This is a genomic window from Pseudoxanthomonas mexicana (assembly GCF_046736355.1).
Classification (GTDB): domain Bacteria; phylum Pseudomonadota; class Gammaproteobacteria; order Xanthomonadales; family Xanthomonadaceae; genus Pseudoxanthomonas_A; species Pseudoxanthomonas_A mexicana_B.
Genome location: NZ_CP157201.1, coordinates 2,330,177 through 2,356,702 on the forward strand (window position 1 = coordinate 2,330,177; position 26,526 = coordinate 2,356,702).

A 26,526-nucleotide genomic window follows, 5' to 3' on the forward strand; every position below is an offset into this window, starting at 1 on the left:
GATGAGATGCACGGCAACGTGCAGCGAATCGGCAGCCATCATGGGTGTGTCTCCAGCCAGACCGGATGCGCGATGCCGATCACGGCGGATGCGCTGACCGGCCCGAAATACCGGCTGTCGAACGATGCCGGATTGGTCACGCTCAACAGGAACAGCTCGCCCTCGACCAGCGGGCGGCAATGCTGCCAGGGTGGCAGCGGGCGGCCCAGCCGATCGACAGGCAGCGCGGCAGCCGCAGGCACGCCGTCGATGCGAACCTGACGGGCGACGATGCAGATGTGTTGCGGTGCGACCGCGCCCACACGTTTGAGCAGCGGAACGTGCGCCGGCAGGTAGCCGCGCTGCGCAGCGAGCGCGGAAGCGTCGGCAGGCAATCGGGTCAGGACGATGCTGCCCACGGACAAGGGACGTGACAGCGAGGTGGCCCGATGCTCAAGCGGCTGCACGCGATACCAGCCGACCGGAACGCTGTCGGACGGGTTGTAGATCAGGCGCGGCAGCGGCTGCACGAAAGCCGCCCAGGCCAGCGCAGCGAGGCCGACGGCGGCGAAGCCCGCCTGCACGATGCGAGCGCGCAGGCGCGAGCGAGGATGCGGCGCAGCTTCTGACGTGCGTGCGGTGGTGGAATCAGCGGTCATGGCAGCACCCTCCCGGCCATCCAGGCGGCATGCCGCTCGGCGGTGTATTCGGGCAGCGCCAGGCGGGCCGCCAGACGGTTGCCCAGCGTGCGCCAGTACGCGGGCGACACGTCGATAGCGGCGATGCCCAGCGCGTCGATGCCGTCGATGCGTTCCAGCACGACACGCACCGCGTTTTCGCCTTTGGCGTGCAGCAGCAGGCGTGCGCCGGGCCGCACTCCGGGGATGCGCTGCACGTCGTCCAGCGGCGTGCCAGCCTGCATCACCATGAGCTGCCAACGCACGGTGCCGTAGTCGTTGGCCTGCCAGCGGATGCGGCAGAACATTGCTCCGGGCAGGAACACCGCGCAGCGCCGCCAGCGGTCGAGCCGCAGCGTGTGCGCCGGTTCGCCGAAGCGCAGGTAGAGCTTGAAGCGCGGCTCGATGTAGGCGAGCGATACGCGCGTCAGCGGCACGTTGCCGGCCTGGCCAGCGAGTATCGCGAGCGACGGCGCAGCCGGAGGCGATGCGGCAGCCGTGGCCGCGTTCGCGGCAGTCGCGAGGGATGCGTTCATGGCGTGTTCTCCATGCGGTTCTCGGGAAACTCCCGCTCCAGCAGGCCGCGCAGCAGTTCGGCCACGGTCACGTCCTGGCCGAAGGCGGCGATCTTGATGCGTGCGCGAAGCGCGGGCGTCACGTCGAGGGTCAGGCGGGCCGTGTAGAGGTCGCCCTTGTTGAGTGCATCGGCATCGCCCTGGCGAATCCACGCCTCGGCGTGTGGATTCGTGGGCGGACGTGCGCCGATGCCGACGCGCTTGCTGCGCGGGCTATTCATGTCGGCCACCGCAGCAGTTCATCGACCAGCGCGATGATTTCACGTGCGGCGGCGCTGTCGGGCGCCGTCTCACGTGCAAGCCGGCCAGCGGCCACGCTGTCGGCGAAGACGATGCGCTGGCGCACCTCGGCGCGCAGCGCCGGCAGCGGCTGTTCGGCCAGCGACTGTCGAGCCTCGCGACCGATGATCGTGGTGCTGACGCGCCGGTTGATGACGAAGGCCGCGCGCAGCTCTGGCCTGAATACCTGGGCTTCGCGGATCAGCGCGACCATCTCGGCGCTGGCCCACAGGTCGTAGGGGCTGGGCTGCACGGGGATCAGCACGCGCTCGGCCGCCAGCAGCGCGGAACGCGCCAGGGCGGCGATGCGCGGCGGGCCGTCGATGATGACGTGATCGGCGCGGCGGGCCAGTTCCGGCGCTTCCTGGTGCAGCGTCTCGCGGGCGAGGCCCACGGCGCTGAACAACCGGGGCAAGCCCTGCTGGCTTCTGCGCTGCGTCCAGTCCAGCGAGGAACCCTGCGGGTCGGCGTCCAGCAAGACGACCGATTGCCCGCGCATCGCCAGTTCGCCAGCGATATGGGTGGCGAGCGTGGTCTTGCCAACGCCGCCTTTCTGATTCAACAGCGCGACGATCATGATGCGGCCTCCGATGCTGGAAAGCCGGGCTTTGCCTGCCATGAAAAACGCTGTTCGCCGTGCCGTTTGGCGGTTGTCCACCGAAACGGCGCGCTTCTACTAAAAGTTAGAGATTTACAGTTAGGTAAGTTAGAGGGGCCGAAAACCCGCGCCGTTACTGGCTTTGCGGCGTTTTCGTACTCCTGATAGCACGATAGGCGTACTCCCGATAGCACGATACCCCGTACTCCTGATAGCACGAGGCCGTTCACAGGTTTTCCCGCAGTTATCCCCGTGCCGTGAACGGCACGGGCCGGAAGGTCAGCAGTTCCAGCCTTTCGTCCGGCATCGACTCGATACCCAAGACGTAGCCGGGCAGCGACTGCCGAGCGACCAGTACGCGCAGGTCGTAGGCGAAGTCCGAGAAGCGCGCCGCGCTGCCGGATTTGCGGTGCAGGTGCCGGAAGTCGAATTGCCAGCCGTGTTCCTGCCGCCCGCCGTGCTTGCGCACCAGGCGGTACAGCCAGCGTTCGATGCCGCCCTTCAAGCGGAAATAAGCTGGGTCGATGGTCAGCACCAAGGCGGCGTCGAGCACGCCGGCATAGAACCAGTCCGGCAGGATCAGCTCGATGCCCAGCGGCGTGCCGCTGGCATCGGCCAGTTCGCGCCACTCGTTGATCCACGAAAAGCGATGCAAGCGCCTGCTCGTGGTTTCGCGGATGGACGTGGCCACACTGGTCGATTGCAGCCGGTCGAGCGCCGCTTTCAGGCGCAGGTAGTCGTTGAGCGATGTACCGCGCCCGATGAAGCGCAGGATTTCGTAGGGCGTGGCGCGTATCCAGCGCGACGGGCGAATGCCCGCGTCGCGAGCCTCCACGATCTGCGAGGCCGCCCAAATCAAAACGTCGGCATCCCATATCGTGGCGATGCCGTGCTCGACCGTGCCTTCCACGCGGATGGTGATGTTCCCGCTGCGGAAGTCGATCGGCGCGACACGCCGCGACTTCGCCAGCGAGAAGAACGGAAAGGCCATCAAGTCCTGACTGTCGCGCGGCGCCATATCGCCCGGCAGCGCGCGGAACAGGTCGAGCTGTTCGCACTGCGGCAAGGCTTGCCCTGGTGGGCCGGACATGGCGAAGGCCACCCACGCGCCGACGATCAGCGGCCATCACGGTAGTCGCCCGCGTGGCGTTCGGCGTATTCCGGGTCGGATGTGGCCTCGTAGCTGCGCTGGTCGGCCCAGGCATCGAGGTCGCTCACCGCGTACATGACGCGGCGACCGAACTTGCGGAACTTCGGGCCGCCGCCGATCACGCGCTGCTTCTCCAGCGTGCGAGGGCTGAGGCGCAGATACTCGGCGGCTTCGTCGTTGGTCAGGTAGCGTTGGGGCTGCGAGGGCGCAGCGACAGTAGCGGCGGCAGGCCGCAAGGGAAAGGGTCGCATGGGATGTACCTCCATCAAGCCCGGCCACACCACGCGACCGGATAGAGGCACTTTCAAGAAAGCAAGGCTTCTTGCTAAGGGACGATTTGCAGGGGGCGTGAAACGTCCCCCCCTAATGCGACGGGAACGGCGGAAGCTGTGCCAGGCGGCAGTAGCCGCCGCGCATCAGCGCATCGCCCCGGCGCACCAGCCGACGCACGCGGGCACGCAAGGCGCTGTCTTTGTGCCAATCGACCGCGACGGTATCAACGCCGAACAGTCCCTCGGCAACCTCGCGCAAAGACGCGCCCGCCAGGGTCGCGTCGAGTGCCTGCAAGGTGTGCAGTTCCAACACTGCGGCGTGCGTGGGCCGCGAGCGAGTCGCCGCCGCAGACGCGGTCCCAGTTGTAGTGGACAACGCATCCAGCCCAGCCGCCAGTGCGCGATACCGTGCGCAAGGCGTAGTGCAGCCTCGGATGGCGTAGAGGTAGGCCATGCCGTCGGCCATGCTCGGCGTGAGCGCGAGCCGCACGCAGCAGCCGGGCCATTGCGTCGTCAGTATCAGGCGCTTGCCATCATGGATCAGGTGCTTGCGTCCTGGGACGTTCCAGAACTCGAAGGCATAGGCATCGGGTGGCGGATCGGCATCGGGGTAAAGCTGCACCACGGCATCGTGGTCGGGGAACCAGGCTGGATGCGCGTCGCGCGCATCCAGGGCCGGGTCTTCCAGCAGGCGCAGGCCCCAAGCCTGCGCCGCGTCCGGCCTGCGGCGACGGCGCAGCCAGTCGCGCCGGTAGTCGGGATTCCGGCGCAGGTACTCCCAGGCCAGCGCGGGGCCATCGAGATGCAGCGTGTAGAGATACGCGGCGGTCGGATACCAGTGTGCGGCGCTCGAATCAGCCATGACGCAACCTCCTGTCGATCAGCAGGAACGTCGCTATGGATTTCGGCTTGCGGGAGCTACCGTTTCAACATCAAACTGCCATCAATATCGGGGTAAGCTGTAACTTGTGGTGTCAAGACCGATTCGCTCCGGTGCATTGCCAAAATCGTCTGAACGCGACGGCTGCACCGCCGGAAAATGGTGCGCAGCACTGGACACCGTGCCGCAGCCCGCGCCAAAGATCGTGACTGTTTCCAGCAGAGTTGCACCGCTTCGGTGCAAGAGTGCGGAATCAGACCCGCACGGTCTCGACTAAGACCGAAATAGTCACAATGCGCCCCGGCTGGACGGGCTGCGCCGGCCTGTCGCAGCAGGCTGCGCACGGTTCCGGTCAGTCCGTGATCGAGCCGTTCTCCTGGGCCAGCCGGACGTATTCCGACAGCGGGCGTGCTGCCTGGAAATACCGATCCCGCCGCACCGGCAGCTTGCGCGGGCCGACGATGCCGGCCAGGTCGGACAGTTTGACCGTGCCCAGCGCCGGCATCCCGATGCCGAGGTCTATCAGCCCCGAAGCGGTATCGCAGTCAGCGGGATCGAGCGCGGCCAGCAGCCAGGTCGCGTGCGCGTCCGGCGTGAACAGCCGCACCACGGGCAGCGGATCGAGGTGCTGGCCGGCAGCGCGTGCCGCGCCGTGGGCCAGCAGCCGGGCGCGTTCATCGGCGGTGACAAGCGGCAGGGTCATGGTCGGAATCCCCACGAAACCGAGGATGCGCGGATGCGCTTTTGTGCCGAAGCGCAGAACCGCCGAACCGTATCCGTGCATCCGTGCGCAAGCACCGATACGCAATCCATCGCATCCGTAGAAGAACGGAAGCGCACAAGCGGAATTGTAGAAAGCCGGAAAGACACGGATGCGATTCCCCGGTTCTGTCGGAATCCGCATTTGCGGATTTCCGTAAAAGCACGAAAGCGGGCCTTTCAGCCATGAATGAACACTTTAGATTGTAGTCCTATTGGGTGCAATGGGCTGTCATCTTGGTTTTTACGGGGAAACCAAGTTGGTGGCAGTGAAACACTCATTGGCGATGGCCATACGGACGGTCAGGAAAGCGCGCGGCTTGAGCCAGGAAGCGTTCTCCGACGTGTCCAGCCGCACCTATATGAGTTCGCTGGAGCGCGACTTGAAAAGCCCGACCATGCACAAGCTGACCGAGCTGTGCGAGGTCATGGACGTGCATCCGCTCACGCTGCTGACGCTGGCCTATGCCGGCGACAGCACGCGCAAGACCGATCAGCTTCTGGCGCAGGTGCGGCAGGAGCTGGAGGCGGTGTTGAAGGAGCGCGACACGCCGTAGGCGCGTGCGTGACGTGCTGCGCCAGCAGCACGGCGCCCCGCCGCAATGGGCGGGGCGCGGTGGGCGACCGTCAGGCCGCCTTGGGCTTGCTGCGCGACCAGATCAGGTCGTGCGTGCCGTCCTCGTTCTCGATCAGGCGGGCATAGACCGTCGCCGGGAACGAAGGGTCATCGAGCGAAACCGACAGGTACGGACGATCGGCCTGGCTGGTCTTCTTCCACGCCGCGCCGATCTCGTGGCCGGCCGCCTGAAGGTGGAAGTCGGGGGCGTTCTCGGTGTCGCCCTTGTCGTTGGGAACCAGCTTGACCTTGACGTTGAGCGTCAGGGTGCGAAGCGTGCCGGTGAAGCCGTCTTTCTCTGCGGTGAAGGTGCCGATGTTAGCCATGATGTTTCTCCTTTCGGGTTGAACAAGGTCGCGCCAGTGCGTCCTTGTTGTGATCCGGCCAGCGGGGGATGGGCTGGCCGCACCGCGCAGCGGTCGCAACACCGTGGAGAACCTGGAAGCGAAAAGAATTTGTCCCGCGAGGAAGCCGCGCAGCGGCGGGGAAATTGTTTTCGCTGAAAGGTTGCGGCCATGAAGCCCAAGGCGCAGCCGTTCCCTCGCCAGGATTCACGACAAGCCAAGGACGCACGGGCCGCCCGCTCCCGAATGGAGACGTGGCCGACTCGGCATCCCCGCGTGACGGCTTCACCGGCTTGCGCCCTGACGCGGGCAAGGCCAACACCCCAACGACAAGCGAGAACGCCTCTTGCCGCAGATTGCGGCGACGGGCTTGAGGCGTGGCGTGGATGCTCCATAGCGAAGCCGGGTGGCGTGTCGGTGAACCGTCCTTCGTGACGTACAAGCGCGAACCGCCAGCGTCGAGGACGGCGCGCTTTGGCACAACCTGCCGCAGCAAGCCGGGGCGTAGCCCCACAAGCCCCGCCCATTGCGGCGGGGCGCCATCGAAACCTTGCCCGCGTCAGCGGGCGCCGATCGCCGTACCGCGTGCAAGGCACTTGCACGTCCGCCACGTCGCCGCCTGGCCGAAGGCGGCGACGTGGCGATTTTGCTTTGGACGCTGGAACCGGGCGCGGCCACCGCCGCGCCCGGATTTTCGACCACCGGCCCCAAGGCGGAACGGCTTGGGGCCGGTGCTGCTCGTTATTCCTTGGTTTCGATGATCCACCACACGGCACGCGGCAAGGCGTGGCCTGTGATGGGATGCAAGTCGGTCAGGTCGGCGCAGGCTGTCCAGCCGGGGGGCGGACGGTAGCCGCGCACGTCGCCTTCGCCGTGCCAGCGGCGAGCGCGTACCGTGCCGGGCGCATAGGTCGCCGCCATGCGCGGGCGGCTGGTGGTGGTGCGGGTCATGGGGGCTTCTCCTTCAAGCGAAGCGCCCCGGTCGAGGCCGGGGCGCTTGCCTTCGGCGCGGGTCAAGCGGCCAGTGCCTCGGCGGGTTCATCCGCCATTGCCTCGGCATCCTCCGGGGCATCCTGCGCCTGCGTTTCCTGCGGCGCAGCTTCCGGGCTTTCGGTCTTGAAGATGGCAGGCATCCAGCCGGTGCCGTCCGCCAGCCGTTCGGCTTCGCTGGCAATGTCCGCCTTCTTCAACTTCGCCAGTCGAGTAGCGTGCGACGGTGCGAACTCGCCCACGGCTTCCAGAATCGCGGCCTTCGGCACATGCTGGAAATAGCCGTCTGCGGTGGGCTGCCACCATGCCGCCATGTCGAGGCCTACGGCCTGCGCCAGTTCCGCGCCCGGCTGGTGCGTCGTGGCGCGAGGCGTCACCACGTCCACGGTCGCCGCCACGCATACCGCCAGCAGCCGCACCAGCTCGCCTTGCTCCATCGCCAGCAGCGCGGCGAACAGTTCGGCGCTGTCCTGCGGCAGCGCTTCGCCCGCGACCTGCTGCAACTCGCGCAGGGCCACGGCGGCGGGCGACTCGGGCCAGTCGGGGGCCATGCCTTCCAGCCGGTCTTGCACTTTCAGGCTCACGCCCAGCGGCAGGTCGTGGCCGTAGTGGCTGCCCTGCAAGATGGTCTGCACCATGCCATGCACCACGGCAGCCAGCGCGGCTTGCGGATGCCGGGCGAGTTCGATTTGCAGCGCGGCGGTGCGGTGGGCGCTCAACCGCTGCGCTAGCCGGTCAGATATGGCGGTGATCCTGGGCTGCTCGTCGTCCTCGCCTTCGTCGCTGGAACCCTGCCGCAAGCGTTCCAGCGTGCGCAGCGCCTTGGCTTCGGCTTCGCGCATCAGGCCGCGATGAATCACGGTTTCGCCGTTGCGGTCGATGGTGACGATGGCCCCGGCTGCGGCCTTCACGTTCGGACTGTAGTCCTGCAAGCCATCTTCCAGCGCCTGCAATTGCTCGCCCACGGCTTCGCCTTCCTCTTGCAGCGCGTCGGCCTTGTCCTCGTCCTCGGCGTTCAGCGCGGCATCCACAGCTTCGGCCAGTTCGTGCAGCTTGGCTTGCAGCTTCTCGATGCGTTGGGCCTCGCGCTTGGTCGGCTCGCGTCGCTCCCTGGACGCACGCTGGAAGGCGTGCAGGTCGGAATGGGTCACTCCCGGCGTGGTATCCACCCATGCCCAACCCTCGGCGCGAACATTGGCGGCAATGCCTGCCAGCCGGTCTTGCGCCAGCCGTTCCAGTAACGCGGCATCGGTCAGATACACGCCCGCGTCACCTTCCGCGAACAGGTCACGGCGAATCCCGCCGCCTGCGACCTCGTAGGCGTCCAACCCGACGAAACGCACCAGCGGATGCCGGTAGGCGTCGATTTCGCGCTCGGTCAAGCGTTCGCGCAGGTTGGACGGGTGACGTTGCCACGTCGGCGCGTCGTAGAACGCGCTTTCCTGCGCAACGTGGTCATCGGTGATGGCAAGGGCCATCAACTGGTCAAGGCTCACGCCGTCGGCCCGATAGTCGGCCATCAGGCGCGGGGAGACATTCGCCAGCTTCAAGCGGCGCTGCACCACCAGCGGCGTGACGCTGAAATCCGCTGCAATGTCCTCGATGGGTCGGCCTTCGGCCACCAGCGCCGCGAAGGCTTCAAACTGGTCTGCCGGGTGCATGGCTTCGCGTTGCACGTTCTCGGTGAGGCTGGCGGTGCGGGCCGTGCCATCAGCCACCAGCAGGCAAGGCACCTCCCATTCCTTCGGGATGCGGCGCTTCTTCGCCAGCAGCTTCAACGCGGCCAGCCTGCGGCCACCGGCGACGACTTCGTAACGTTCGCCATCGGCGGCGGCAATGACAATCAGGTTTTGCAGCAGACCCACACGCTGGATGGATGCAGCCAGTTCGGGAATGGACATGCGCGGAGCCTTGCGCACGTTGCGGCCCGTGGGGCGCAGCACCAGCCGCGACAGAGGAACCAGAATCAGGTTCTTGGTGGGGTCGGCGGCTTCCAGCACGGCGGCATGGGTAACGGCGCGGGCTTCGGTTTGGGTGATGGCGTTCATGATGTATCTCCAATCAAGTGAAACAAGGGAATGGAGGGGAAACCGCCCCTCCGGCGGGGAAACGGTCAGGCTTTGAGCTGGCGCAGGCCATCGGCCAGCAGCCACAGGGCGCGGTTCAGGCGCACATCGGAATCAATGCCCTGCACCGGGCGGGTGCGCTGGCGGCGTCCGTTGGCGCTGCGGCCATGCAAGCCGCCCTTGGTCAAGTTCTCCTGCGTGCGGTTGAACACGCTCCACAGGTCGGGGCGGCGGTCATCGAAGCGGCGCGGCATCAGGATTTGCGATTCCGTGATGGGTGCGGGCTTGTCCGGGTCGTCGTACTTGAGGGCCAGCGCGGCGCGGGCAAACACTTCGGCTTCGCCATCGTCCAGCGTGATGCCGCGCATCAGGTCGCGGGATTCCTTCACCCGCTCGAAGCCACTCAGCACCTCAAACGCGCCTTCGATGACATGCCCGGCCACGTCGCCCTTGTGGGGCACGCGCACATCGGCCACGGTGTCGCCGCAGACAAGGCCATTGCTGCAAACGAAGCGGAACATGCCGGCCAGCATCTGATAGCTGCTGGTACCGTCGTGCGAGTTCAGCAGCACGATTTCATTGGCTTCCGCGCCATTGATCTGGCTGGCATGGCGCAGGCGAATCATGTGTTTGGTGTGCTCGCGCTTGCCTTCATCGCGCACGCGGGTCTGCGTCACCATGAAGGGCTGGAAACCTTCCTTGCGCAGTTCGGTCAGCACGGCGGCGGTGGGAATGTAGCTGTACCGCTCGGAGCGGCTCTCATGCGGCGCGTCCGCGAAGATGGACGGGGCCACCCTGCGGATTTGGTCGTCGGACAGGGGGTGGTCGCTGCGCAGCGCCGGGGAATGGGAGGCGAAACGGGATGCGAGTTGCATGGTCTTTCTCCTGACAAAAAGAGGTTTGCTGTTCACACCGCACACCGGATTCCAAGATTCGGAGCCCAGCCTTTCGGCTGTTTGGTGCGGTCGGCACGAGGAACCCGGTTGGCCCTGTTGCCACCGTCTTTCCTGAGTTCATCGCCCGCGACGAAAGGGAGCGCGCGGACGGAGGCCATCAAGGAGACAAGCGCGGGGTTGGTGCGGCCCGCAGGCGCAGCCGAGGACACGGCCCTGCGCGCCTTGAAGGCATACGGTCGCGGGCTACAGTCGCGGACAAGGTGATGAAGTCAGGGGAGACGGCTGGACAGGCAACGGTCGCCCATCTGTGCCGACCGCACGGCAAGCGAAGCGCGCAGGCCCGAAGCTGGAAGCCGGGCCGGAGGCGTCAGCCGAGCGGAGCGAGGGAACGATGGAAGCCCGTCAGGGGCGAGACGCCGCAGGCGGCTCGATGCGCAGCACGACAGCGCGCCGGGACGCCATGAGGTTCTACGCGCTTACCACTTGCGCGACTATTCAATAAATGTTGTATTATCGAACCATGAACGAAAATCAAGCTGTTTCCGCCCTCGGCGCCTTGGCCCATACCCAGCGGCTGCGTGTGTTCCGCGCCCTAGTTGTCGCCGGCCCCGAGGGGATGACGCCCAGCGTGCTGGCCGATCTGCTCGACGTGGCACGCAATTCCCTGTCCTTCCACTTGAAGGAATTGGCCCACGCTGGCCTCGTCACCATCGAGCAGCAAGGCCGCAACCTGATCTATCGCGCCGACTTCGCGCAGATGAACAACCTGCTCGGCTACATGACCGAACACTGCTGCCAGGGCGGCACATGCGAAGTCACGGAATCCTCTGCCACCTGTGCCTCCTGCTGAAAGGAACTATCCATGAAGCGCTTCCATGTCCATCTGCATGTCAATGACCTGCCCCGCAGCATCGGCTTTTATTCCCAACTCTTCGCCGCGCAACCCACGCGCGTCGAAAGCGATTACGCGAAGTGGATGCTCGAAGACCCGCCGGTGAACTTCGCCATTTCCACGCGCGGCAACAGGCCAGGCATCGACCACCTGGGTATCCAGACCGACGACGCTGAGGAACTGGCCGCCCTCAAGGCACGCGCGCAGGCCGCCGACATGGCGCTGCTCGACGAAGGCACTACGACCTGCTGTTACGCACGCAGCGAGAAGCACTGGATCACCGACCCGCAAGGTGTGGCATGGGAGCACTTCCACACGCTGGGCAGCATCCCAGTCTTCCATGAGGCAGCCTCAGTCACGACACCGATCACCGCACCGGCTTGCTGTACAGCAAGCCCCCGTTCTTCCTGCTGTTGAGAAAGCACGCCATGACCACGGAGAGCACATACAACGCACTGTTCATCTGCACGGGCAATTCCGCACGTTCCATTCTCGCTGAAGGCATCCTCAACAAGCTGGGCCAAGGGCGCTTTCGGGCCTACTCGGCGGGCAGCCAGCCGAAGGGCGAAGTGCATCCGCTGGCGCTCGCCACGCTGGAGCGGCTGCACATGCCGACGACCGGCTACCGCAGCAAAAGCTGGGACGAGTTCGTGGCGCCGGATGCACCGGTGTTCGATTTCATCTTCACCGTCTGCGACAACGCCGCCGGTGAGGCGTGCCCGCTGTGGCCGGGCAAGCCGGTATCGGCCCATTGGGGCGTACCCGATCCGGCAGCCGTCGAAGGCAGCGAAGAACAACGGCTCAAGGCGTTCAAGGATGCCGCGCTGACCCTGCGTCGCCGCATCGAGCTGTTTCTCTCGCTGCCGCTGCAACGCCTGGACGCCATGTCGCTGCAACGCGAGTTGCGAAATATCGGCCAAGAGTGAAGAGCGTCACTTCATCAACAACCAGATTTGAAAGGACACCCCATGCCAAACATCCAGATTTTCGACCCGGCGCTGTGTTGCAGCACAGGCGTATGCGGCGTTGAAGTAGATCAAAACTTGGTGAACTTTGCCGCCGACGTGGATTGGGCCAAACAAAACGGTGCTCAGATCGAACGCTTCAACCTGGCACAACAGCCCCTTACTTTCGCCGAAAACCCGACTGTGAAAGGCTTTCTGGAACGCTCGGGCCAAGAGGCGCTGCCCCTGGTTCTGGTCGATGGCGAGGTGGCCTTGGCCGGTCGCTATCCCAACCGCAGCGAATTGACCCGCTGGGCTGACATCGAGGCGCCCGAAACCTCCCCAACCCAAGGCGCTTGCTGCTCTGGCAACCGCTGCTGCTGAACGAGGAGATTTCATGCACTTTCTGACCCAGCCGCCTCGATTCCTTTTCTTCACCGGCAAAGGGGGCGTCGGCAAGACCTCCATCGCCTGCGCAACGGCCGTGCAACTGGCGGCCCAGGGCAAGCGCGTGCTCCTCGTCAGCACCGACCCAGCTTCCAACGTGGGGCAGGTTTTCGGCGAGCGCATCGGCAACCGCATCACGGCGATTGCCGCCGTGGCGAACCTGTGGGCACTGGAAATCGACCCGCAGGCAGCGGCGCAAGCGTACCGTGACCGCATCGCTGGGCCTGTGCGGGGCGTGCTGCCCGACGAGGTGGTGCGCGGCATCGAAGAATCTCTGTCGGGCGCCTGCACCACGGAAATCGCCGCCTTCGACGAGTTCACGGCCTTGCTGACCGATACGGCGCTGACGCAGGATTACGAACACATCATTTTTGACACTGCCCCCACCGGCCACACCATCCGCCTGCTGCAACTGCCGGGCGCATGGAGCGGCTTCCTGGAAGAGGGCAAGGGCGATGCGTCGTGTCTGGGCCCTTTGGCGGGCCTGGAAAAACAACGCGCCCAATACAAGGACGCGGTCGCCGCCCTGGCCGACCCGCTGCTTACCCGCCTGGTGCTGGTGGCCCGCGCGCAGCGCCCCACACTGCGCGAGGCGGCACGCACCCATGAAGAACTGGCCGCCATTGGGCTGACACGCCAGCATCTGGTCATCAACGGCGTCTTCCCTGCTGGCGAGGCCGAAAACGATACGCTTGCCGCTGCCATCTACGAAAGAGAGCAGGCCACGCTGGCCGCCATTCCGCCGGCACTCCAGGCGTTGCCTCGGGATCAGATCGCGCTCAAGCCGTTCAACCTCGTCGGCCTCGATGCCCTGCGCCACCTGCTGGTCGATACCGACGCCAAGCATGACGCCGATGCCATCGAACTGCCCGACCAGATCAATGCGCCAGACTTGTCCGCCCTGGTCGATGAGATCGCCGTCGATGGGCACGGGCTGGTCATGGTGATGGGCAAGGGTGGCGTGGGCAAGACCACGCTGGCCGCCGCCATCGCCGTGGAGCTGGCGGGCCGGGGACTACCCGTGCATCTGACCACCTCCGACCCGGCTGCGCACCTGGCCGATACGCTGGAAGGTTCGGTGCCCAATCTGGCACTCAGCCGCATCGACCCCCAGGAAGCCACGGCGCGCTACCGCCAGCATGTGATGGACACCAAGGGGGCGCAGCTCGATGCCGAAGGCCGCGCTCTGCTGGAAGAAGACCTGCGCTCGCCCTGCACCGAGGAAATCGCGGTGTTCCAGGCGTTCTCCCGCGCCATCCGCGAAGGGAGCAGGAAGTTCGTAGTGATGGACACCGCGCCCACGGGTCACACCTTGCTGCTGCTCGACGCCACTGGCGCATACCATCGCGACATCGCCCGGCAGATGGGCGAGACGGGCGTTCACTTCACGACGCCGATGATGCAGTTGCAAGACCCCAGGCAGACCAAGGTGCTCATCGTCACCCTGGCCGAAACCACGCCCGTGCTGGAAGCGGCCAATCTGCAAGACGACCTGCGCCGCGCGGGCATAGAACCGTGGGCCTGGGTCATCAACAACAGCGTGGCGGCCGCGCACCCACACTCCCCGCTGCTACGCCAGCGTGCACGCAACGAATTGCGGGAAATCGACGCCGTGGCCACACAACACGCCCGGCGCCATGCCGTGGTGCCGCTTCTGACCGAGGAACCGGTGGGGGTGGAGCATCTGCGGGCTTTGGCAAAAAGGAAAGCGTCATGAACCGCGCGCCCTCGCCCATAGGCGTGTTCGAGCGCTACCTGACGCTCTGGGTCGCGCTGTGCATTCTGGCCGGCTTGGCTCTGGGAAACCTGATGCCAGAACTGTTCAGTGCATTGGCGGCCATCGAATACGCCTCGGTCAACCTCATCGTCGCCATACTCATTTGGGCCATGGTGTACCCGATGATGATCGCCATCGACCTAGGCTCGCTCAAAGCCGTGGGTCGGCGACCGAAGGGGCTGGTGATCACGCTGGCAATCAACTGGCTGATCAAACCCTTCACCATGGCCGTGTTGGCGGTGCTGTTCTTTGAGTATCTGTTGGCTGACCTGATCAACCCGGACGATGCTCAGCAATACATCGCCGGTCTGATCCTGCTGGGCGCCGCGCCATGCACTGCCATGGTCTTCGTCTGGTCGCAGATGACCAAGGGCGACCCAAACTACACGTTGGTGCAGGTCTCAGTGAACGATCTGGTGATGGTGGTCGCATTCGCCCCGATCGTCGCCTTGCTGCTGGGCGTGACCGAGATCGCCATCCCTTGGGAGACTTTGATGCTGTCGGTGGTGCTCTACATCGTGCTACCGCTGATCGCCGGCTGGTGGACGCGCAAGCGCCTAACTGCCCAGGGTGGTGAGGTGGCAGTCTCGGACTTCACCGCACGCATCAAGCCTATATCCATGCTCGGTCTGCTGCTTACCGTGGTGCTGCTGTTCGGTTTTCAAGGCCCGGTGATCCTGGCCCAGCCCACGCTGATTGCGCTGATTGCCTTGCCCATCCTCATCCAGTCCTACGCCATCTTCGCCCTGGGCTATGCCTGGGCCTGGGCGTGGCGCCTGCCGCACCCGATTGCCGCACCCTGCGCGCTGATCGGAACGTCCAACTTCTTCGAGCTGGCTGTGGCTGTGGCCATTGGCCTGTTTGGCCTGAACTCGGGCGCGGCGCTGGCCACCGTGGTCGGCGTACTGGTCGAGGTGCCGGTGATGCTGTCGCTGGTGGCCTTTGCCAACCGCACGCGCTCACGCTTCCCAGCGTCGTGATGGACTCCGCCGGCCTGGCATCGCTACTGCGGCTGGGCCGCCGATCGCGGCTCACACGAACCAGCACGTATTCCACCAGCTCCACCAACTCCTGAACCGAGGCAATGGCATGAGCCAGATCACCATCTATCACAACCCCGCTTGCGGCACATCGCGCAATGTTCTTGGCCTGATCCGCAACAGCGGCGAGGAGCCCGTGGTCATCGAATATCTGAAGACGCCACCCGACCGCGAAACGCTGCAACGCCTGATTGCCGCGATGGGCGTACCAGTGCGCGCGGTGCTGCGCGAGAAGGGCACGCCCTACGCCGAACTCGGCCTGGATGATTCCAAGTGGAACGACGAGCAATTGATCGGCTTCATGCTCCAGCACCCCATCCTCATCAACCGCCCCATCGTGGTCACGCCGCTGGGCATACTGCTGTGCCGACCTTCGGAAACAGTGCTGGACATCCTGCCCCAGCCGCAGCGCGGTGCGTTCTGTAAGGAAGACGGCGAAGCCGTCGTGAATGCGGAAGGTCATCGTGTCTGAATCCAGAATCGACCTACCCAATATCGACACCGCGCTGTTCCAGCAACCCGATGCCCAGCGGCTGATGGCGCCCGAGCGTGCCACCCACGCACCGCGCTTTCTGTTGCTCTACGGCTCGCTACGCGAGCGCTCGTTCAGCCGCCTGGCTGCCGAAGAAGCGGCACGCATTCTGAGCGCGCTCGGCGGTGAGACACGGATGTTCAACCCCTCGGGTCTGCCGTTGGTGGACGATGCGCCTCACGATCACCCGAAGGTCAGGGAACTGCACGAGCTGGTGCAATGGGCCGAAAGCATGGTGTGGAGTTCGCCCGAGCGCCACGGCGCAATGACCGGCCTGATGAAGACCCAGATCGACTGGATTCCGCTATCGGTCGGCGCCGTGCGCCCAACCCAGGGCAAGACGCTGGCGGTTATGCAGGTTTCGGGGGGCTCGCAGTCCTTCAATGCCGTCAACCAGATGCGCGTGTTGGGTCGCTGGATGCGGATGCTGACCGTCCCTAACCAGTCTTCGGTCGCCAAGGCATACCAGGAGTTCGATGAAGCGGGACGCATGAAGCCCTCGGCCTATTACGACCGCATCGTGGATGTGATGGAAGAGCTGATGAAGTTCACGCTGCTCACGCGCGACGTGATGCCATATCTAGTAGATCGCTATAGCGAGCGCAAGGAAAGCGCCGACGCCCTGAGCCGGCGCGTCAATCAAACAGCGATCTGAGAACCGCCATCGCAGCAAAAAGGGGGCCGAAGCCCCCTCGGTCAAATCAGACCGCGTTCGGCGAAGGATATGGTGCTGCCGCCTGCCACGATGACGTGATCCAGCGTGCGGACATCCACCAGCGCCAGTGCCTCCCTGAGCCGCTGAGTCAGCACCTTGTCGGCACCGCTCGGCTCGGGATTGCCGCTCGGGTGGTTGTGCGAAACGATGACCGCTGCCGCATTGAGCCGCAGCGCCTCCTTGACCAGCTCGCGCGGATACACCGATGCACTGTCGATGGTGCCTCGAAAAAGCTCGCTGTATTCGATCAGGCGATGCTGCGTATCCAGGAACAGCACTGCGAAGACTTCGTGCTCGAAGCCGGCCAGCTTGGCGCGCAGGTACTCCTTGACCGCCGCTGGCGAACTGAACGAGGCACCACGCTGCATCTTCTGCTCGATGGCCTGGCGCGCGGCCTCCAGAATCTGGTCGGTCGTCGCCAGCAGGTAGCGGCCTTGTGCATCGCGCACCATCAGCGAGGTATCGAACGAGGAAAAGGATAGTTGCGACATGATCGTGCTCCGGTTGCTCGGGCGGAATTGCCCGGAACCGTCGCCAGCACGGCGCAGCGCAAGCCGTCAGGGGTCGCAGACGGCCGCCAGGACGCAAGCGCGCACAAGCGCGCGCCGCCCTTGACGGCGAGAACGCCGTGATACGGTGAAGGAAACAGCAAGACCGCCTACACCCCGCCCACTGCACACAGTCGGCCTTTGGGGCAAGCGGAGCGCGCAGGCCCGGCAGGCCCGGCAGGGCCGGAGGCGGCAGGGGCCAAAGCCGGATGGCCGCGATTCGGCACGAAGCGCGGGGCGCAGCCCGCGAACCCGACGGCGGCACGCCGGGACGCCCGAATGCTTGGGACAGAACTACCCGTTGTCTGTCTTGCGCTGCTCGATCTGCAACTGCGCCCGCTGCGTTGCCTGTTGCAGCCGCTCCACCAGCACGCCCCTCGGAGGCAAGGCGGTCAGGTATTCGGCAACGTGGATGCCCGACTTGTCCAGCTCCAGCAACTCGATCTGCTCACGCTTCTTGCCGGTGCAAAGGATGATCCCTAATGGCGAGGCTTCCTCCGGCTCGCGTTCATGCTTGTCGAGCCAGCGAAGATAAAGCTCCATCTGTCCCTTGTAGGCCGCCTTGAAGTCACCGACCTTCAACTCCACCGCCACCAGCCGTCGCAGCTTGCGGTTGTAGAACAGCAGGTCGAGGTGGAAATCCTCGTCGTCAATCGGGATGCGCTTCTGTCGGGCCACGAAGCTGAACCCCGCGCCTAGCTCCAGCAAGAACGACTCCATTTCGCGGATGATCGCCGCCTCCAAGTCGCCTTCCTGCCAAGTGTCCCGCAGCCCCAGGAAGTCGAGGATGTATGGGTCGCGCATGACCAAGGCGGGCGACATGCGCTGCGCGTCGCGCATCGTCGCCAGCTCCTGCGCAATCGTCTCGCCCGGCTTCTTGGACAGCGCTGTGCGCTCGTACAGCATCGAGTTGATGCGCTCGCGCAACGTCCGCACGCTCCAGCGTTCGGCGCTGGCCATCTGCGCGTAGTAGTCCCGCTGGAGCGGATCTTTCAGCGGGATCAGAGCAATGAAGTGCGTCCAACTCAATTGTCGTATCAGTGATACGACAATCTGCTCCTCGGGGAAGGTGGCGGCAAACTGCACCATGCGGCGCAGGTTCTTGACCGCAAAACTGCTGCCGTACTCCTTCACCAACTGCGCCGCCAGGGTAGGCAATACTTCCTCGCCGTAGTCGGCTCGCCGGCCCTCCAGGACTTGCGTGCGGATACGCTGGCCGATACGCCAGTAGAGCATCGTCAGCTCGCTATTCACCGCCGAGGCGGCGCGTTGCCGCGCCGCCTCAATCAGTACCCGAATGTCGCCCAGCAGCGCCGACGGCGCTGCGGGCGATGCCACGGATGACCGGCGCGTGTTCATACTGCCGCCTCCGCAAGCTGGCGCGCGCCCGTGATGGCCTGACGCCGGCTGGCCACCAGCTCGGCCGCATCGCGTACCGGCTTGTCCTCGGTGTGGACGTAGTGCATGAACATCGCCACGGTCTTGTGGCCCGTCAGCTTCATGCCTACCTTGGTCGGCACGCCCGAATTGGCAATGTCAGTGGTCGAGCGATGGCGGATGCCGTGCGTGCCGACGTGCGGGACGCTGGCGGCCTTGAGCACCCGGCACCAGCCGCCATAGTGCTCGCTAAAGGTCAGGTGCTTGGCCGGGTCGTTCGGCGACGGCAGGACATAGGGGCAGTCCTCCCTGCGCGGTGTCGTCGAAAGCAGCCGATACGCTTCCTCGCTCATGGGCTTTGAAATGCCACCGACCTTGCTGTCGGGCCACACCACACGCCGGTTCTCGAAGTCCAGCCAGCTCCATTCGAGCGGGCAGATTTCGGAGCGCCGGGCGGCAAACTCGAATTGCAGCCGGATCGCCAGCGGAATGACGTAGTTCTCCAGCCCTTCCGCCTCCAGCTTCTCCAACTGGCGAAAGATCCTCACCATTTCCTCGTCCACGATGAGCCGGGTTTCCTTGCCCGGCGGATACATTGGGACGTGGCGGCACGGATTCGTGCCATCCGGGCGGTAGCCCCACACTTCGGCCATGTTGAACATCTTGCGCAGCACACCGAAGGTCTTGTTCGCCTCGGTCGGCTTGTAGGCCAGCTTTTCCATCAGCCCGGCAATATCGGGCCGCTTCACCTCATGCACCTTCTTGCGGCCCAGCAGCGGGACGATGCAGCGGTCGATGACGGCCTGATAGCCACGCTGCGTGCTGGGCTTGTTGCGCTTCTTGGAGTAGTCCTCCATGAACTTCTTGCACAACGCTTCGACCGTGGGCGCCTTGCGCGCTTCGGCCTTGGCACCGCCGGGGTCGCCGCCCCGGCGAACCTCGGCCAGCCAGTCCTGCGCCATGACGCGGGCCTGCTCCACGGTCAGTTCCCCGAACAGGCCCAGCGAAGGCTTGCGAGGCTGCCCGGAGTTTGTGCGGTACTGGAGCATGAACACCCGGCGGCCCTTCGGGGTAATCTTGCACAGGAAGCCCGGCACCACGGTATCCCGTAGTTCGATGTCCTTGGCCTGGGGTTGCGCTGACTCTACGGCGGTCTTGGTGAGCTTGATCTTAGCCATGATGACTCCTTGGAACGACCCGAATTCCAAGAGCCAGATAGGAGCGGCGCGAAGGAAAACCGGGTCAAGTTTCAGAAAGCACCGGCATATGATGGACGCGCGTAAGTTCTTGATAAACCTGCTGTATCGAGCTATGGCGCAGTCCAGCGAAGTACCGGGCTGGAGTCATGCTGAACAAAAAACCCCGCCGAAGCGGGGTTTTTCGTGGGGCGGTCAATCGCCCTGCTGCTTCTGCATGTGTTCCCAGCGTTCCTGCGCATCGATCGTGCGCTCGGCGGTCAGGCGCGCCTCCAGGCGATCCAGGCCGATCTCCTCGCCGGTGTCGACGCAATAGCCGTAGTCGCCGGAGTCCAGGCGCTTGAGCGTGCTGTCGATCTTGCCGATCAGCTTGCGGTAGCGGTCGCGGGTGCGCAGTTCCAGCGAGTTCTCGGTCTCGCGGGTGGCGCGCTCGGCCTCGTCGCCGATGTCGCGGACCTCGTCCTTCAGGTTCTCGATGGTCTGCTTGGATTCCTCGACCAGGTCGGCGCGCCACTGCAGCAGGCGCTGGCGGAAGTACTCCAGCTGCAGCGGGCTCATGTACTCCTCGTCGGACGAGGGCTTGTAGCCTTCCGGCACGATGGGACGGCCGCTGGCTTCATCGACCTTGTAGGGCACGACCTTGGCCTTGGGACGCACGACCGGCGCAGCGGGATTGGCCGGCTTGGCGACGGCAACCTTGCCGACGTTGATCGGGCGCGGGGACACGGCGGGCGTGGCGGCAGCGACGGCGGGTTTTGAAGCGGGGGAATTCTTGGGGGCGGGCACGGACTTGGGTACTGAGGGAGCCTTGGCAGCGGGCGCGGGTGCCGGGGATACAGCGGCCGGGACGGGCGCCTGGGCACGGCCAGCTGCCTTGGGGGGGGCAGGTTTGGCCGGAGCCGGCTTCGGGGCCGGCTTCGGTACGGATTTGGGAGCGGCTTTCGCCGGCGCGGCCTTCCTGGCCGGGGTCTTGGTCGGAGCCTTGACGGGCGCCTTGGCCACCGGCTTGGGCGCCGGCTTCCTGGCCACGGCGGGCTTGGCGGCCGCCTTCTTTGCCGCCGGCTTGGCCGGGGCCGCCTTCTTCGCCACGGCCTTCCTGGCCGCGGGCTTGGCGGCCGGCTTGGCCGGGGTCTTCTTCGCCGCCGGCTTCGGGGCCGGTTTCCTGGCCACCGCCTTCTTCACGGCGGCGGTCTTCCTGGCGACGGTCGGAGTCTTCTTGGCGGCCTTGGCGGCCTTCTTGGCAGGTTTTTTTGCAGCCACGAAAAGCGCTTCCTTTTTCTTCCCGATTGCCGGGAAAGCGCGACTTTATAGCCTACCCGGCGGGCAGCGGCAACCCGACGCGGGTATCATCGCCGCATGGTTGGCCGCCTGCTCATCGCCGTCCTGCGCGGCTACAAGCGCTTCATCAGTCCGCTGCTGGGGCCGCGCTGCCGTTTCGCGCCGTCCTGCTCGGAATACGCGATGGAGGCCATCGCCCGCTTCGGCCCGGCCCGCGGCGGCTGGCTGGCGATCCGCAGGATCGGCCGCTGCCACCCGCTGCACCCCGGCGGGCACGACCCGGTGCCCGACCGCCCCGACTCCTCCACCCCCTCCCCAGGAAATTCCTGATGTCCGGAACCGTCATCGTCAATGCCCGGCTGGTCAACGAAGACCGCCAGTTCGAGGGCGACCTGCGCTTCGAGAACGGCCGCATCACCGACGTCGGCCCGCGCGTGGCCGCCCGCACCGGCGACCAGGTCGTCGACGCCGGCGGCCGCTGGCTGCTGCCCGGCATGATCGACGACCAGGTGCACTTCCGCGAGCCCGGCATGCCGCACAAGGGCGACATCGCCACCGAGTCGGCCGCCGCGGTGGCCGGCGGGCTGACCAGCTTCATGGACATGCCCAACACCAGCCCGCCGACGCTGGACGCGACCGCGCTGGAGGACAAGTACCAGCGCGCCAAGGGGCGGGCGTGGGGCAACCACGGCTTCTACCTGGGCGCCAGCAACGACAACCTGGAGGCGGTGCGCACGCTGGACCCGAGGACCGCACCCGGCATCAAGGTGTTCATGGGCGCCTCCACCGGCAACATGCTGGTGGACGATCCGGACACGTTGGACGCGATCTTCCGCGAGGCGCCGACGCCGATCATCACCCATTGCGAGGACACGCCGACCATCGACGCCAACCTGGCCGCCTACCGCGCGCGCTACGGCGAGGACATCCCGGTCGAGCACCATCCCGACATCCGTTCGCGCGAGGCCTGCATCAAGTCCACGCGGCTGGCGCTGGAACTGGCGCGCCGGCACGGCACCCGCCTGCACGTGCTGCACATCTCCACCGCCGACGAGCTGGCGCTGTTCGAGCGCGGCCCGCTGGTGGACGCGGCCGGCAAGCTGCGCAAGCGCATCACCGCCGAGACCTGCATCCACTTCCTGCATTTCGACCGCGCCGACTACGCGCGGCTGGGCAACCTCATCAAGTGCAACCCGGCCATCAAGGACGCGCACGACCGCCAGGCGCTGATCGAGGCGCTGGCCGGCGACGTCATCGACGTGCTGGCCACCGATCACGCGCCGCACACGCTGGAGGAGAAGTCCAGGGCCTACGCGCAGGCGCCGTCCGGCCTGCCGCTGGTGCAGTACGCGCTGGTCGCGGCGCTGGAGCTGGTGCACGACAAGCGCATCGACGCGGCCCAGGTGGTGCGCAAGTTCGCGCACGCGCCGGCGCAGCTGTTCGACGTGAAGGAGCGCGGCTTCCTGCGCGAGGGCTACTGGGCCGACCTGGTGATGGTGGAGGACGCGGAATTCACCGTGCGCCGCGAGGACGTGCTGTCGCGCTGCGGCTGGTCGCCGTTCGAGGGCATGCGCTTCCGCTCGCGGGTGGCGGCGACCTGGGTCAACGGCCGGATGGTCTGGAACGGCGAGCAGCTGGTCGGCGCGCCCGGCGGGCAGCGGCTGGAGTTTGATCGGTGATCCCGGGCGCGGCGCGGATCGCGCTGCTGCTGGGCCTGTTGCTCGCCGCGCCGGCATCGCAGGCGCACCAGGACGAGCGCATCGTGTTCCCCGCTCAGGCGCAGCAGGGCGCGCTGGTCATCGGCAAGGTGCCGGCGGGCAGCCAGGTCGTCCACCATGACCGCAGGCTGCGGGTCACGCCGTACGGCAGCGTGGTGTTCGGCGTCGGCCGCGACGAGGCCGGGCCGCTGCAATTACAGGTCACCCTGCCCTCGGGCCGCAGCGAGACGGTCGCCGTCGCGGTGGCCCCGCGCGACTGGCCGCTGGAACGGGTGCGCGGCGTGCCGCCCAGGACGGTCAACCCGCCGCCGGAGATCGCCGCGCGCATCGCCCGCGAACAGGCCCAGGTCACCGCTGCGCGCGAGCGCGACGACGATCGCGCCGATTTCGCGCAGGCTTTCGCCTGGCCGGTGCAGGGCCGCATCAGCGGGCGCTTCGGCAACGCGCGCCTCTACGTGGCGACCGACGGGAGCACGCAGGCCGGCAGCGGCCACTCCGGCATGGACATCGCCGCGCCCGCCGGCACGCCGGTCAAGGCGCCGGCCGCCGGCGTGGTGACCTTCGCCGCGCCGGACCTGTATCTCACCGGCGGCACGCTGCTGCTGGACCACGGCCACGGCGTCAGTTCCAACTTCCTGCACCTGTCGCGCATCGACGTGAAGGCCGGCGATCGCATCGCGCAGGGACAGGTGATCGGCGCGGTCGGCGCGACCGGGCGGGCGACGGGGCCGCATCTGCATTGGGGGATGAACTGGTTCGACGTGCGCATCGATCCGCTGCTGGTGCTCGAGCGCGGGAAGTAAGCACGTGGCAGTTCACCCTCCGCACGCGCGGCGGCGCGTTCGTCATCCCGGTCAACCCGCTTTTCGCCTGGCGCGGTTCGACGTGCGCATCGATCCGTTGCTGGTGCTCGAGCGCGGGAAGTAAGCCTCACGTAGCGCAAGCCCGGCGCTACGTACCTGTAGAGCCGAGCTTGCTCGGCCATGCCGGCTCCGGAAGCCGGGAGCAGCGGAGCAAGCTCCGCTCTACAAGAGAATGGACGGCCGTGGGGCAACTTGCTCCGCTGACGCGGTTCGGCCTGCGCATCGACTTGCTGTCGGTGCTGGATCAAGAGGAAGCGAATACGCCCGCCGCGCAAGCCCGGCGCTACGTACCTGCAGAGCCGAGCTTGCTCGGCCATGCTGCTCCGGAAGCCGGAAGCCGGGAGCAGCGGAGCAAGCTCCGCTCTACAAGAGAATGGACGGCCGCTCAGGCGTCTTCCATCGCCATCTCGCGGTGGCCGGTGACGCGATCGCGCCCGGCCGTCTTGCTGGAGTACAGCGCGGTATCCACGCGTTCGAGCAGGCGGTCGAAGCTCTCGCCGGGCTGCAACTGCGCCACGCCCAGGCTCAGGCTGGTCTCGATGACGCGGCCGTCGATTGACAGCGGCCGCCGGTTGACCGCCTCGCGCAGGTGCTCGGCCACGTGCAGGGCCTGCTCCAGCGTGGTGTCTGGCAGCACCGCCAGCAGTTCGTCGCCGCCGTAGCGGCCCAGGCTGTCCTCCAGCCGCAGCTTGCCGCGCGTGCGCAGGGCGATCATGCGCAGGCAGTGATCGCCGACCAGGTGGCCGTGGCGATCGTTGACCTGCTTGAAATGATCGATGTCGAAGAACACCACCGACAGCGGCCGCTGCCGGCGCTGCGCGGCCTCGATGGCGTTCTCCAGCCGCTGCAGGATCGCCGCGCGCGACAGCAGCCCGGTCAGCGCGTCGCGCGTGGCCAGGCGGCTGGCCCAGTCGCGCTCGGCCCGCAATTGCTGCATCTTGTCGGCCAGGCCCACGGTCAACACCAGCCCGGACAGCGCGAATCCCAGCGGGTAGGCGTGCGCCAGCCAGATCGGGCCGGCCCACCAGCCCTGCAGTTCGAAGACGCGCAGGATCACCAGCAGCATCATCGGCAGCAGCGACAGCAGCAGGAAATAGGCCGCGCGGTTGCGCCTGGCCGTTTCCGAGGCGGCCGCGACCAATAGCGTGGCCACGCTCGCCAGCAGCAGCATGTTGCTGCTGCGCGGAATCAGCAGGGAATCGCTCGCCAGCGACGCCAGCATCAACACGCCCACCAGCGCATTGCAGGCATCGAGGATGCGCATCAGCCAGGGGCGGTGCTGGCGCAGGTCGAGGTAGTAACCGATGAACAGGTTGCTGGCGATGATCGAGAGCATCCCGGCCAGGCGGCCGGCGCGCACGTCCGCGCCGATCGCATGGCCGAACAGTTCCACGCCGCGCAGTTCGCCGCCCTGGGCGGCCAGGTAGACCGCCTGGCAGAGCAGGGTCAGCGCCAGGTACGCATAGCTGCGCTCGTGCAGCCCGATGCGGAAGCCGAAGGCGAGGATGGCCAGCACCACCATCGTGCTGAGCACCATCGTGCGCCAGGCGACGTATTCGAGGTCGTCGCCCTGGATGACCGCCAGCGGCTGGATCGACAGCCGCATCGGCGTGCTGCCCCAAGGCTGGATGCGCAGATACAGCGATTGCCCGGGTTGCAGCCCTTCGGGCAGCGGCACGGTCAGCGCGCGGGTCGAGAAGGCCGGATCGGCGTCGTCGCCGAACAGCGAGCGGCTGACTGGCGCAGCCTCGTCCGGCAGCCAGGCCTCGATGCGGTTGCGGCCCGGCGACTGCAGGACCAGGTGCGGATGGTCGTCGGGCGCGACGGCCTCGGACACGCGCACGCGCCACCAGCGCGGCGCGTCCGCGGTCTCGTACAGGGTGTCCGAACGCGCGCGGACGAAGCCGTCGTCCAGGCGGCCGGACACGACCTGCGATGCCGGCGCATCCGCATCCAGTCGCGCAAGTTCAAGCGTACGGGCCTGCAGCGGCGCCGCCAGCCATGCCAGCAGGATGCCGCCCAACACCAGGCGCCAAGGAATCCCCATCCCCTTCCCCGCCTATCGAGCAAGCCTTCAAGCATAGCCGACCGGAGCAAACTGTGCGCCAGGTCCGGATATGAGGCGTCTCAGCGGGGTTGAACGGTTCCCTGCCCGGCCACCCGCGCCACCGCGTCGTGCGGGTGCAGGCTCTCGTAATGGGCCACGCAGGCCTCGTAGCGGTCCACCCGCGGATCGGCGGCGAGCACGGCGGCGACCCGGCGCGCGGCGTCCTCGCAGAACATCAGGTTCTCGGCGTTGAGGCGGGCGAAGGCCTGCTCGTCCACGCGCTTGACCGCGGTCTGCACCGGCGTGGCCAGCGCCGCTTCCAGCGCATCGATCAGCGCCACCAGCGGCAGTTCGTCGAACTGCGGGCGCAGTTCCACCCGCACCTGAGCGCGGCTGCGCTGGGCGTGCGGGGTGGCGGCCATGCCGCGCTCGGAAGCCAGCCAGCCGGCGACCTGCGCGGCCGGCACGCTGGCGGCATCGGCGAAATCGGCGGCGAAGCGCTCGGCGTTGGCCTGCCGCGACAATGCCGCCGAGGCCGGGCAGGTGCTGGAGTACTCGACCGCCAGGGTCAGCGCCAGCTGCAGGTGGCCTTCGTCGAGGGTGGCCTCGATCTCGACCGGGTAGCGCTTCCAGCCGGCGTAGCCGCTTTCCAGCGCGCGCCGTTGCAGCAGCGCCTCGTAGCGCAGCTTCAGCCGGGCGCGGCCGGACAGGCCGTTCTGCGAGGCCACGCTGTCCTGCAGCAGGTGGCGCAGCCCGGCCGGGGTGATGGCCTCGCGCGCCAGCCCTTCCTGCAGTTGCAGGTACAGCCGCGACATGTGGATGCCGCGCGCATCGGGATTGGCCAGGTCGACCGACAGGTCGATGCTGGCCGGCACCTGCAACTGGCCGCCGGCGCCGTCGGAGACACGGATCGGCAGGGCGATGTTCTCCATGCCCACCCAGTCCAGCGCGCGCGCCAGCGGCACCGTGTGGTGGGCGACGTCGGGCAGTTCGGCGCGCGGCGCGGGGACGGACGAGGCAGACATGGAAGTCCAGCGGATGCGGGGGTCCGGCATTGTACCCCGCTGCGCC

General features: G+C 66.5%; 30 protein-coding genes. 12 read left to right on the forward strand and 18 right to left on the reverse strand.

The genetic code is table 11. The annotated features are described in order from the left end of the window. Positions 1-38: 38 nt before the first annotated feature. The 8 genes from AAG688_RS10725 to AAG688_RS10760 form a co-directional block, all read right to left on the reverse strand. A complete protein-coding gene (locus AAG688_RS10725; RefSeq protein WP_037039081.1) occupies positions 39-638 on the reverse strand; it encodes a S26 family signal peptidase in 600 nt (199 codons plus the stop codon). Continuing rightward, positions 635-1,192: a DUF2840 domain-containing protein gene (locus tag AAG688_RS10730; protein WP_411832241.1), complete on the reverse strand. Its 558-nt coding sequence runs from the start codon at positions 1,190-1,192 to the stop codon at positions 635-637. Before AAG688_RS10730 ends, AAG688_RS10725 begins: the two co-directional genes overlap by 4 nt. Continuing rightward, on the reverse strand, positions 1,189-1,452 hold the full coding sequence (locus AAG688_RS10735) for a hypothetical protein (RefSeq protein WP_037039142.1): 264 nt from the start codon (positions 1,450-1,452) through the stop codon (positions 1,189-1,191). Before AAG688_RS10735 ends, AAG688_RS10730 begins: the two co-directional genes overlap by 4 nt. Beyond that, the gene (parA, locus tag AAG688_RS10740; RefSeq protein ID WP_312452891.1) at positions 1,449-2,087 is read right to left on the reverse strand and encodes a ParA family partition ATPase; all 639 of its coding nucleotides are present in this window, start codon (positions 2,085-2,087) and stop codon (positions 1,449-1,451) included. Before parA ends, AAG688_RS10735 begins: the two co-directional genes overlap by 4 nt. Before the next feature lie 265 nt (positions 2,088-2,352). Then, positions 2,353-3,198 (reverse strand): replication initiator protein A, encoded by an 846-nt coding sequence (locus tag AAG688_RS10745; RefSeq protein ID WP_037039140.1) that lies wholly within the window; start codon positions 3,196-3,198, stop codon positions 2,353-2,355. Between the two features lie 26 nt (positions 3,199-3,224). Next, positions 3,225-3,509 (reverse strand): helix-turn-helix transcriptional regulator, encoded by a 285-nt coding sequence (locus AAG688_RS10750; protein ID WP_411832243.1) that lies wholly within the window; start codon positions 3,507-3,509, stop codon positions 3,225-3,227. A gap of 112 nt (positions 3,510-3,621) precedes the next feature. Beyond that, on the reverse strand, positions 3,622-4,392 hold the full coding sequence (locus AAG688_RS10755; protein WP_037039077.1) for a DUF2285 domain-containing protein: 771 nt from the start codon (positions 4,390-4,392) through the stop codon (positions 3,622-3,624). A gap of 370 nt (positions 4,393-4,762) precedes the next feature. Beyond that, on the reverse strand, positions 4,763-5,113 hold the full coding sequence (locus AAG688_RS10760) for a DUF2958 domain-containing protein (protein ID WP_037039138.1): 351 nt from the start codon (positions 5,111-5,113) through the stop codon (positions 4,763-4,765). Between the two features lie 319 nt (positions 5,114-5,432). Here AAG688_RS10760 and AAG688_RS10765 point away from each other — a divergent pair, with 319 nt between their 5' ends. Then, a complete protein-coding gene (locus AAG688_RS10765) occupies positions 5,433-5,726 on the forward strand; it encodes a helix-turn-helix domain-containing protein (RefSeq protein WP_128576136.1) in 294 nt (97 codons plus the stop codon). A gap of 70 nt (positions 5,727-5,796) precedes the next feature. Here AAG688_RS10765 and AAG688_RS10770 read toward each other — a convergent pair whose 3' ends face one another. The 4 genes from AAG688_RS10770 to AAG688_RS10785 all read right to left on the reverse strand — a co-directional run bounded on the left by AAG688_RS10770 (position 5,797) and on the right by AAG688_RS10785 (position 10,060). Next, entirely contained in the window at positions 5,797-6,111 is a 315-nt protein-coding gene (locus tag AAG688_RS10770; RefSeq protein ID WP_014859397.1) for a DUF736 domain-containing protein, read from the reverse strand. 759 nt (positions 6,112-6,870) lie between these two features. Continuing rightward, positions 6,871-7,080 carry a hypothetical protein gene (locus AAG688_RS10775; protein WP_037039073.1) on the reverse strand — a complete coding sequence of 70 codons (210 nt, stop codon included), beginning with the start codon at positions 7,078-7,080 and terminating at the stop codon, positions 6,871-6,873. A 62-nt stretch (positions 7,081-7,142) separates the two neighbouring features. Further along, positions 7,143-9,167 (reverse strand): ParB N-terminal domain-containing protein, encoded by a 2,025-nt coding sequence (locus AAG688_RS10780; RefSeq protein ID WP_411832244.1) that lies wholly within the window; start codon positions 9,165-9,167, stop codon positions 7,143-7,145. A 65-nt stretch (positions 9,168-9,232) separates the two neighbouring features. After that, positions 9,233-10,060: a DUF932 domain-containing protein gene (locus AAG688_RS10785; RefSeq protein ID WP_411832245.1), complete on the reverse strand. Its 828-nt coding sequence runs from the start codon at positions 10,058-10,060 to the stop codon at positions 9,233-9,235. A 541-nt stretch (positions 10,061-10,601) separates the two neighbouring features. Here AAG688_RS10785 and AAG688_RS10790 point away from each other — a divergent pair. The 8 genes from AAG688_RS10790 (at position 10,602) to arsH (ending at position 16,368) form a co-directional block, all read left to right on the forward strand. Then, on the forward strand, positions 10,602-10,931 hold the full coding sequence (locus AAG688_RS10790; protein ID WP_037039069.1) for an ArsR/SmtB family transcription factor: 330 nt from the start codon (positions 10,602-10,604) through the stop codon (positions 10,929-10,931). A 12-nt stretch (positions 10,932-10,943) separates the two neighbouring features. After that, entirely contained in the window at positions 10,944-11,390 is a 447-nt protein-coding gene (locus tag AAG688_RS10795; RefSeq protein ID WP_209421559.1) for an ArsI/CadI family heavy metal resistance metalloenzyme, read from the forward strand. A gap of 11 nt (positions 11,391-11,401) precedes the next feature. Further along, positions 11,402-11,899: an arsenate reductase ArsC gene (locus tag AAG688_RS10800; protein WP_037039133.1), complete on the forward strand. Its 498-nt coding sequence runs from the start codon at positions 11,402-11,404 to the stop codon at positions 11,897-11,899. Between the two features lie 42 nt (positions 11,900-11,941). Further along, entirely contained in the window at positions 11,942-12,301 is a 360-nt protein-coding gene (gene arsD, locus AAG688_RS10805) for an arsenite efflux transporter metallochaperone ArsD (protein WP_037039064.1), read from the forward strand. 13 nt (positions 12,302-12,314) lie between these two features. Next, the gene (gene arsA, locus AAG688_RS10810; RefSeq protein WP_037039062.1) at positions 12,315-14,081 is read left to right on the forward strand and encodes an arsenical pump-driving ATPase; all 1,767 of its coding nucleotides are present in this window, start codon (positions 12,315-12,317) and stop codon (positions 14,079-14,081) included. Continuing rightward, complete coding sequence (arsB, locus tag AAG688_RS10815) at positions 14,078-15,121, forward strand: ACR3 family arsenite efflux transporter (RefSeq protein ID WP_051497092.1); 1,044 nt, start codon at positions 14,078-14,080, stop codon at positions 15,119-15,121. Before arsA ends, arsB begins: the two co-directional genes overlap by 4 nt. 109 nt (positions 15,122-15,230) lie before the next feature. Next, positions 15,231-15,653: an arsenate reductase (glutaredoxin) gene (gene arsC / locus AAG688_RS10820; RefSeq protein WP_037039059.1), complete on the forward strand. Its 423-nt coding sequence runs from the start codon at positions 15,231-15,233 to the stop codon at positions 15,651-15,653. Beyond that, entirely contained in the window at positions 15,646-16,368 is a 723-nt protein-coding gene (arsH, locus tag AAG688_RS10825; RefSeq protein WP_037039128.1) for an arsenical resistance protein ArsH, read from the forward strand. The genes arsC and arsH overlap by 8 nt, the downstream gene beginning before the upstream one ends. Positions 16,369-16,409: 41 nt before the next feature. Here arsH and radC read toward each other — a convergent pair whose 3' ends face one another. The 4 genes from radC to dksA all read right to left on the reverse strand — a co-directional run bounded on the left by radC (position 16,410) and on the right by dksA (position 20,809). Next, entirely contained in the window at positions 16,410-16,919 is a 510-nt protein-coding gene (gene radC / locus AAG688_RS10830) for a RadC family protein (protein ID WP_037039057.1), read from the reverse strand. Positions 16,920-17,270: 351 nt separating this feature from the next. Next, positions 17,271-18,335 (reverse strand): YhcG family protein, encoded by a 1,065-nt coding sequence (locus tag AAG688_RS10835; RefSeq protein ID WP_037039054.1) that lies wholly within the window; start codon positions 18,333-18,335, stop codon positions 17,271-17,273. Beyond that, positions 18,332-19,531 (reverse strand): tyrosine-type recombinase/integrase, encoded by a 1,200-nt coding sequence (locus AAG688_RS10840; protein ID WP_411832247.1) that lies wholly within the window; start codon positions 19,529-19,531, stop codon positions 18,332-18,334. The genes AAG688_RS10835 and AAG688_RS10840 overlap by 4 nt, the downstream gene beginning before the upstream one ends. Positions 19,532-19,744: 213 nt before the next feature. After that, positions 19,745-20,809, reverse strand: a complete 1,065-nt coding sequence (dksA, locus tag AAG688_RS10845; protein ID WP_411832248.1) for an RNA polymerase-binding protein DksA — start codon at positions 20,807-20,809, stop codon at positions 19,745-19,747. A 96-nt stretch (positions 20,810-20,905) separates the two neighbouring features. On the opposite strand from dksA, the gene yidD reads away from it, so the two are divergent. Genes yidD through AAG688_RS10860 form a run of 3 tightly spaced genes read left to right on the forward strand, consistent with a single transcriptional unit; the run spans position 20,906 to position 23,348 of the window. Continuing rightward, positions 20,906-21,157, forward strand: coding sequence for a membrane protein insertion efficiency factor YidD (gene yidD, locus AAG688_RS10850; RefSeq protein WP_411832249.1), 252 nt, complete (start codon positions 20,906-20,908; stop codon positions 21,155-21,157). Continuing rightward, a complete protein-coding gene (locus AAG688_RS10855) occupies positions 21,157-22,506 on the forward strand; it encodes a dihydroorotase (protein ID WP_411832250.1) in 1,350 nt (449 codons plus the stop codon). Before yidD ends, AAG688_RS10855 begins: the two co-directional genes overlap by 1 nt. Then, positions 22,503-23,348 (forward strand): M23 family metallopeptidase, encoded by an 846-nt coding sequence (locus AAG688_RS10860; RefSeq protein WP_411832251.1) that lies wholly within the window; start codon positions 22,503-22,505, stop codon positions 23,346-23,348. The genes AAG688_RS10855 and AAG688_RS10860 overlap by 4 nt, the downstream gene beginning before the upstream one ends. Before the next feature lie 445 nt (positions 23,349-23,793). Here AAG688_RS10860 and AAG688_RS10865 read toward each other — a convergent pair whose 3' ends face one another. Then, positions 23,794-25,455 carry a diguanylate cyclase gene (locus tag AAG688_RS10865; protein WP_411832252.1) on the reverse strand — a complete coding sequence of 554 codons (1,662 nt, stop codon included), beginning with the start codon at positions 25,453-25,455 and terminating at the stop codon, positions 23,794-23,796. Positions 25,456-25,535: 80 nt separating this feature from the next. After that, positions 25,536-26,480: a GTP cyclohydrolase FolE2 gene (folE2, locus tag AAG688_RS10870; protein WP_411832253.1), complete on the reverse strand. Its 945-nt coding sequence runs from the start codon at positions 26,478-26,480 to the stop codon at positions 25,536-25,538. Positions 26,481-26,526 lie beyond the last annotated feature (46 nt).

What these genes read in the sequence shown, in the direction of transcription:
- arsC (WP_037039059.1), top strand. Translation starts at nt 15,231, where the DNA reads ATGAGCCAGATCACCATCTATCACAACCCCGCTTGCGGCACATCGCGC.
- AAG688_RS10835 (WP_037039054.1), bottom strand. Translation starts at nt 18,335, where the DNA reads ATGAACACGCGCCGGTCATCCGTGGCATCGCCCGCAGCGCCGTCGGCG.
- AAG688_RS10755 (WP_037039077.1), bottom strand. Translation starts at nt 4,392, where the DNA reads ATGGCTGATTCGAGCGCCGCACACTGGTATCCGACCGCCGCGTATCTC.
- AAG688_RS10745 (WP_037039140.1), bottom strand. Translation starts at nt 3,198, where the DNA reads ATGTCCGGCCCACCAGGGCAAGCCTTGCCGCAGTGCGAACAGCTCGAC.
- AAG688_RS10780 (WP_411832244.1), bottom strand. Translation starts at nt 9,167, where the DNA reads ATGAACGCCATCACCCAAACCGAAGCCCGCGCCGTTACCCATGCCGCC.
- folE2 (WP_411832253.1), bottom strand. Translation starts at nt 26,480, where the DNA reads ATGTCTGCCTCGTCCGTCCCCGCGCCGCGCGCCGAACTGCCCGACGTC.
- AAG688_RS10855 (WP_411832250.1), top strand. Translation starts at nt 21,157, where the DNA reads ATGTCCGGAACCGTCATCGTCAATGCCCGGCTGGTCAACGAAGACCGC.
- radC (WP_037039057.1), bottom strand. Translation starts at nt 16,919, where the DNA reads ATGTCGCAACTATCCTTTTCCTCGTTCGATACCTCGCTGATGGTGCGC.
- AAG688_RS10865 (WP_411832252.1), bottom strand. Translation starts at nt 25,455, where the DNA reads ATGGGGATTCCTTGGCGCCTGGTGTTGGGCGGCATCCTGCTGGCATGG.
- AAG688_RS10795 (WP_209421559.1), top strand. Translation starts at nt 10,944, where the DNA reads ATGAAGCGCTTCCATGTCCATCTGCATGTCAATGACCTGCCCCGCAGC.
- AAG688_RS10725 (WP_037039081.1), bottom strand. Translation starts at nt 638, where the DNA reads ATGACCGCTGATTCCACCACCGCACGCACGTCAGAAGCTGCGCCGCAT.
- AAG688_RS10840 (WP_411832247.1), bottom strand. Translation starts at nt 19,531, where the DNA reads ATGGCTAAGATCAAGCTCACCAAGACCGCCGTAGAGTCAGCGCAACCC.
- AAG688_RS10790 (WP_037039069.1), top strand. Translation starts at nt 10,602, where the DNA reads ATGAACGAAAATCAAGCTGTTTCCGCCCTCGGCGCCTTGGCCCATACC.
- AAG688_RS10800 (WP_037039133.1), top strand. Translation starts at nt 11,402, where the DNA reads ATGACCACGGAGAGCACATACAACGCACTGTTCATCTGCACGGGCAAT.
- parA (WP_312452891.1), bottom strand. Translation starts at nt 2,087, where the DNA reads ATGATCGTCGCGCTGTTGAATCAGAAAGGCGGCGTTGGCAAGACCACG.
- AAG688_RS10785 (WP_411832245.1), bottom strand. Translation starts at nt 10,060, where the DNA reads ATGCAACTCGCATCCCGTTTCGCCTCCCATTCCCCGGCGCTGCGCAGC.
- AAG688_RS10750 (WP_411832243.1), bottom strand. Translation starts at nt 3,509, where the DNA reads ATGCGACCCTTTCCCTTGCGGCCTGCCGCCGCTACTGTCGCTGCGCCC.
- AAG688_RS10770 (WP_014859397.1), bottom strand. Translation starts at nt 6,111, where the DNA reads ATGGCTAACATCGGCACCTTCACCGCAGAGAAAGACGGCTTCACCGGC.
- AAG688_RS10735 (WP_037039142.1), bottom strand. Translation starts at nt 1,452, where the DNA reads ATGAATAGCCCGCGCAGCAAGCGCGTCGGCATCGGCGCACGTCCGCCC.
- arsB (WP_051497092.1), top strand. Translation starts at nt 14,078, where the DNA reads ATGAACCGCGCGCCCTCGCCCATAGGCGTGTTCGAGCGCTACCTGACG.
- yidD (WP_411832249.1), top strand. Translation starts at nt 20,906, where the DNA reads ATGGTTGGCCGCCTGCTCATCGCCGTCCTGCGCGGCTACAAGCGCTTC.
- AAG688_RS10760 (WP_037039138.1), bottom strand. Translation starts at nt 5,113, where the DNA reads ATGACCCTGCCGCTTGTCACCGCCGATGAACGCGCCCGGCTGCTGGCC.
- arsA (WP_037039062.1), top strand. Translation starts at nt 12,315, where the DNA reads ATGCACTTTCTGACCCAGCCGCCTCGATTCCTTTTCTTCACCGGCAAA.
- arsD (WP_037039064.1), top strand. Translation starts at nt 11,942, where the DNA reads ATGCCAAACATCCAGATTTTCGACCCGGCGCTGTGTTGCAGCACAGGC.
- AAG688_RS10775 (WP_037039073.1), bottom strand. Translation starts at nt 7,080, where the DNA reads ATGACCCGCACCACCACCAGCCGCCCGCGCATGGCGGCGACCTATGCG.
- AAG688_RS10730 (WP_411832241.1), bottom strand. Translation starts at nt 1,192, where the DNA reads ATGAACGCATCCCTCGCGACTGCCGCGAACGCGGCCACGGCTGCCGCA.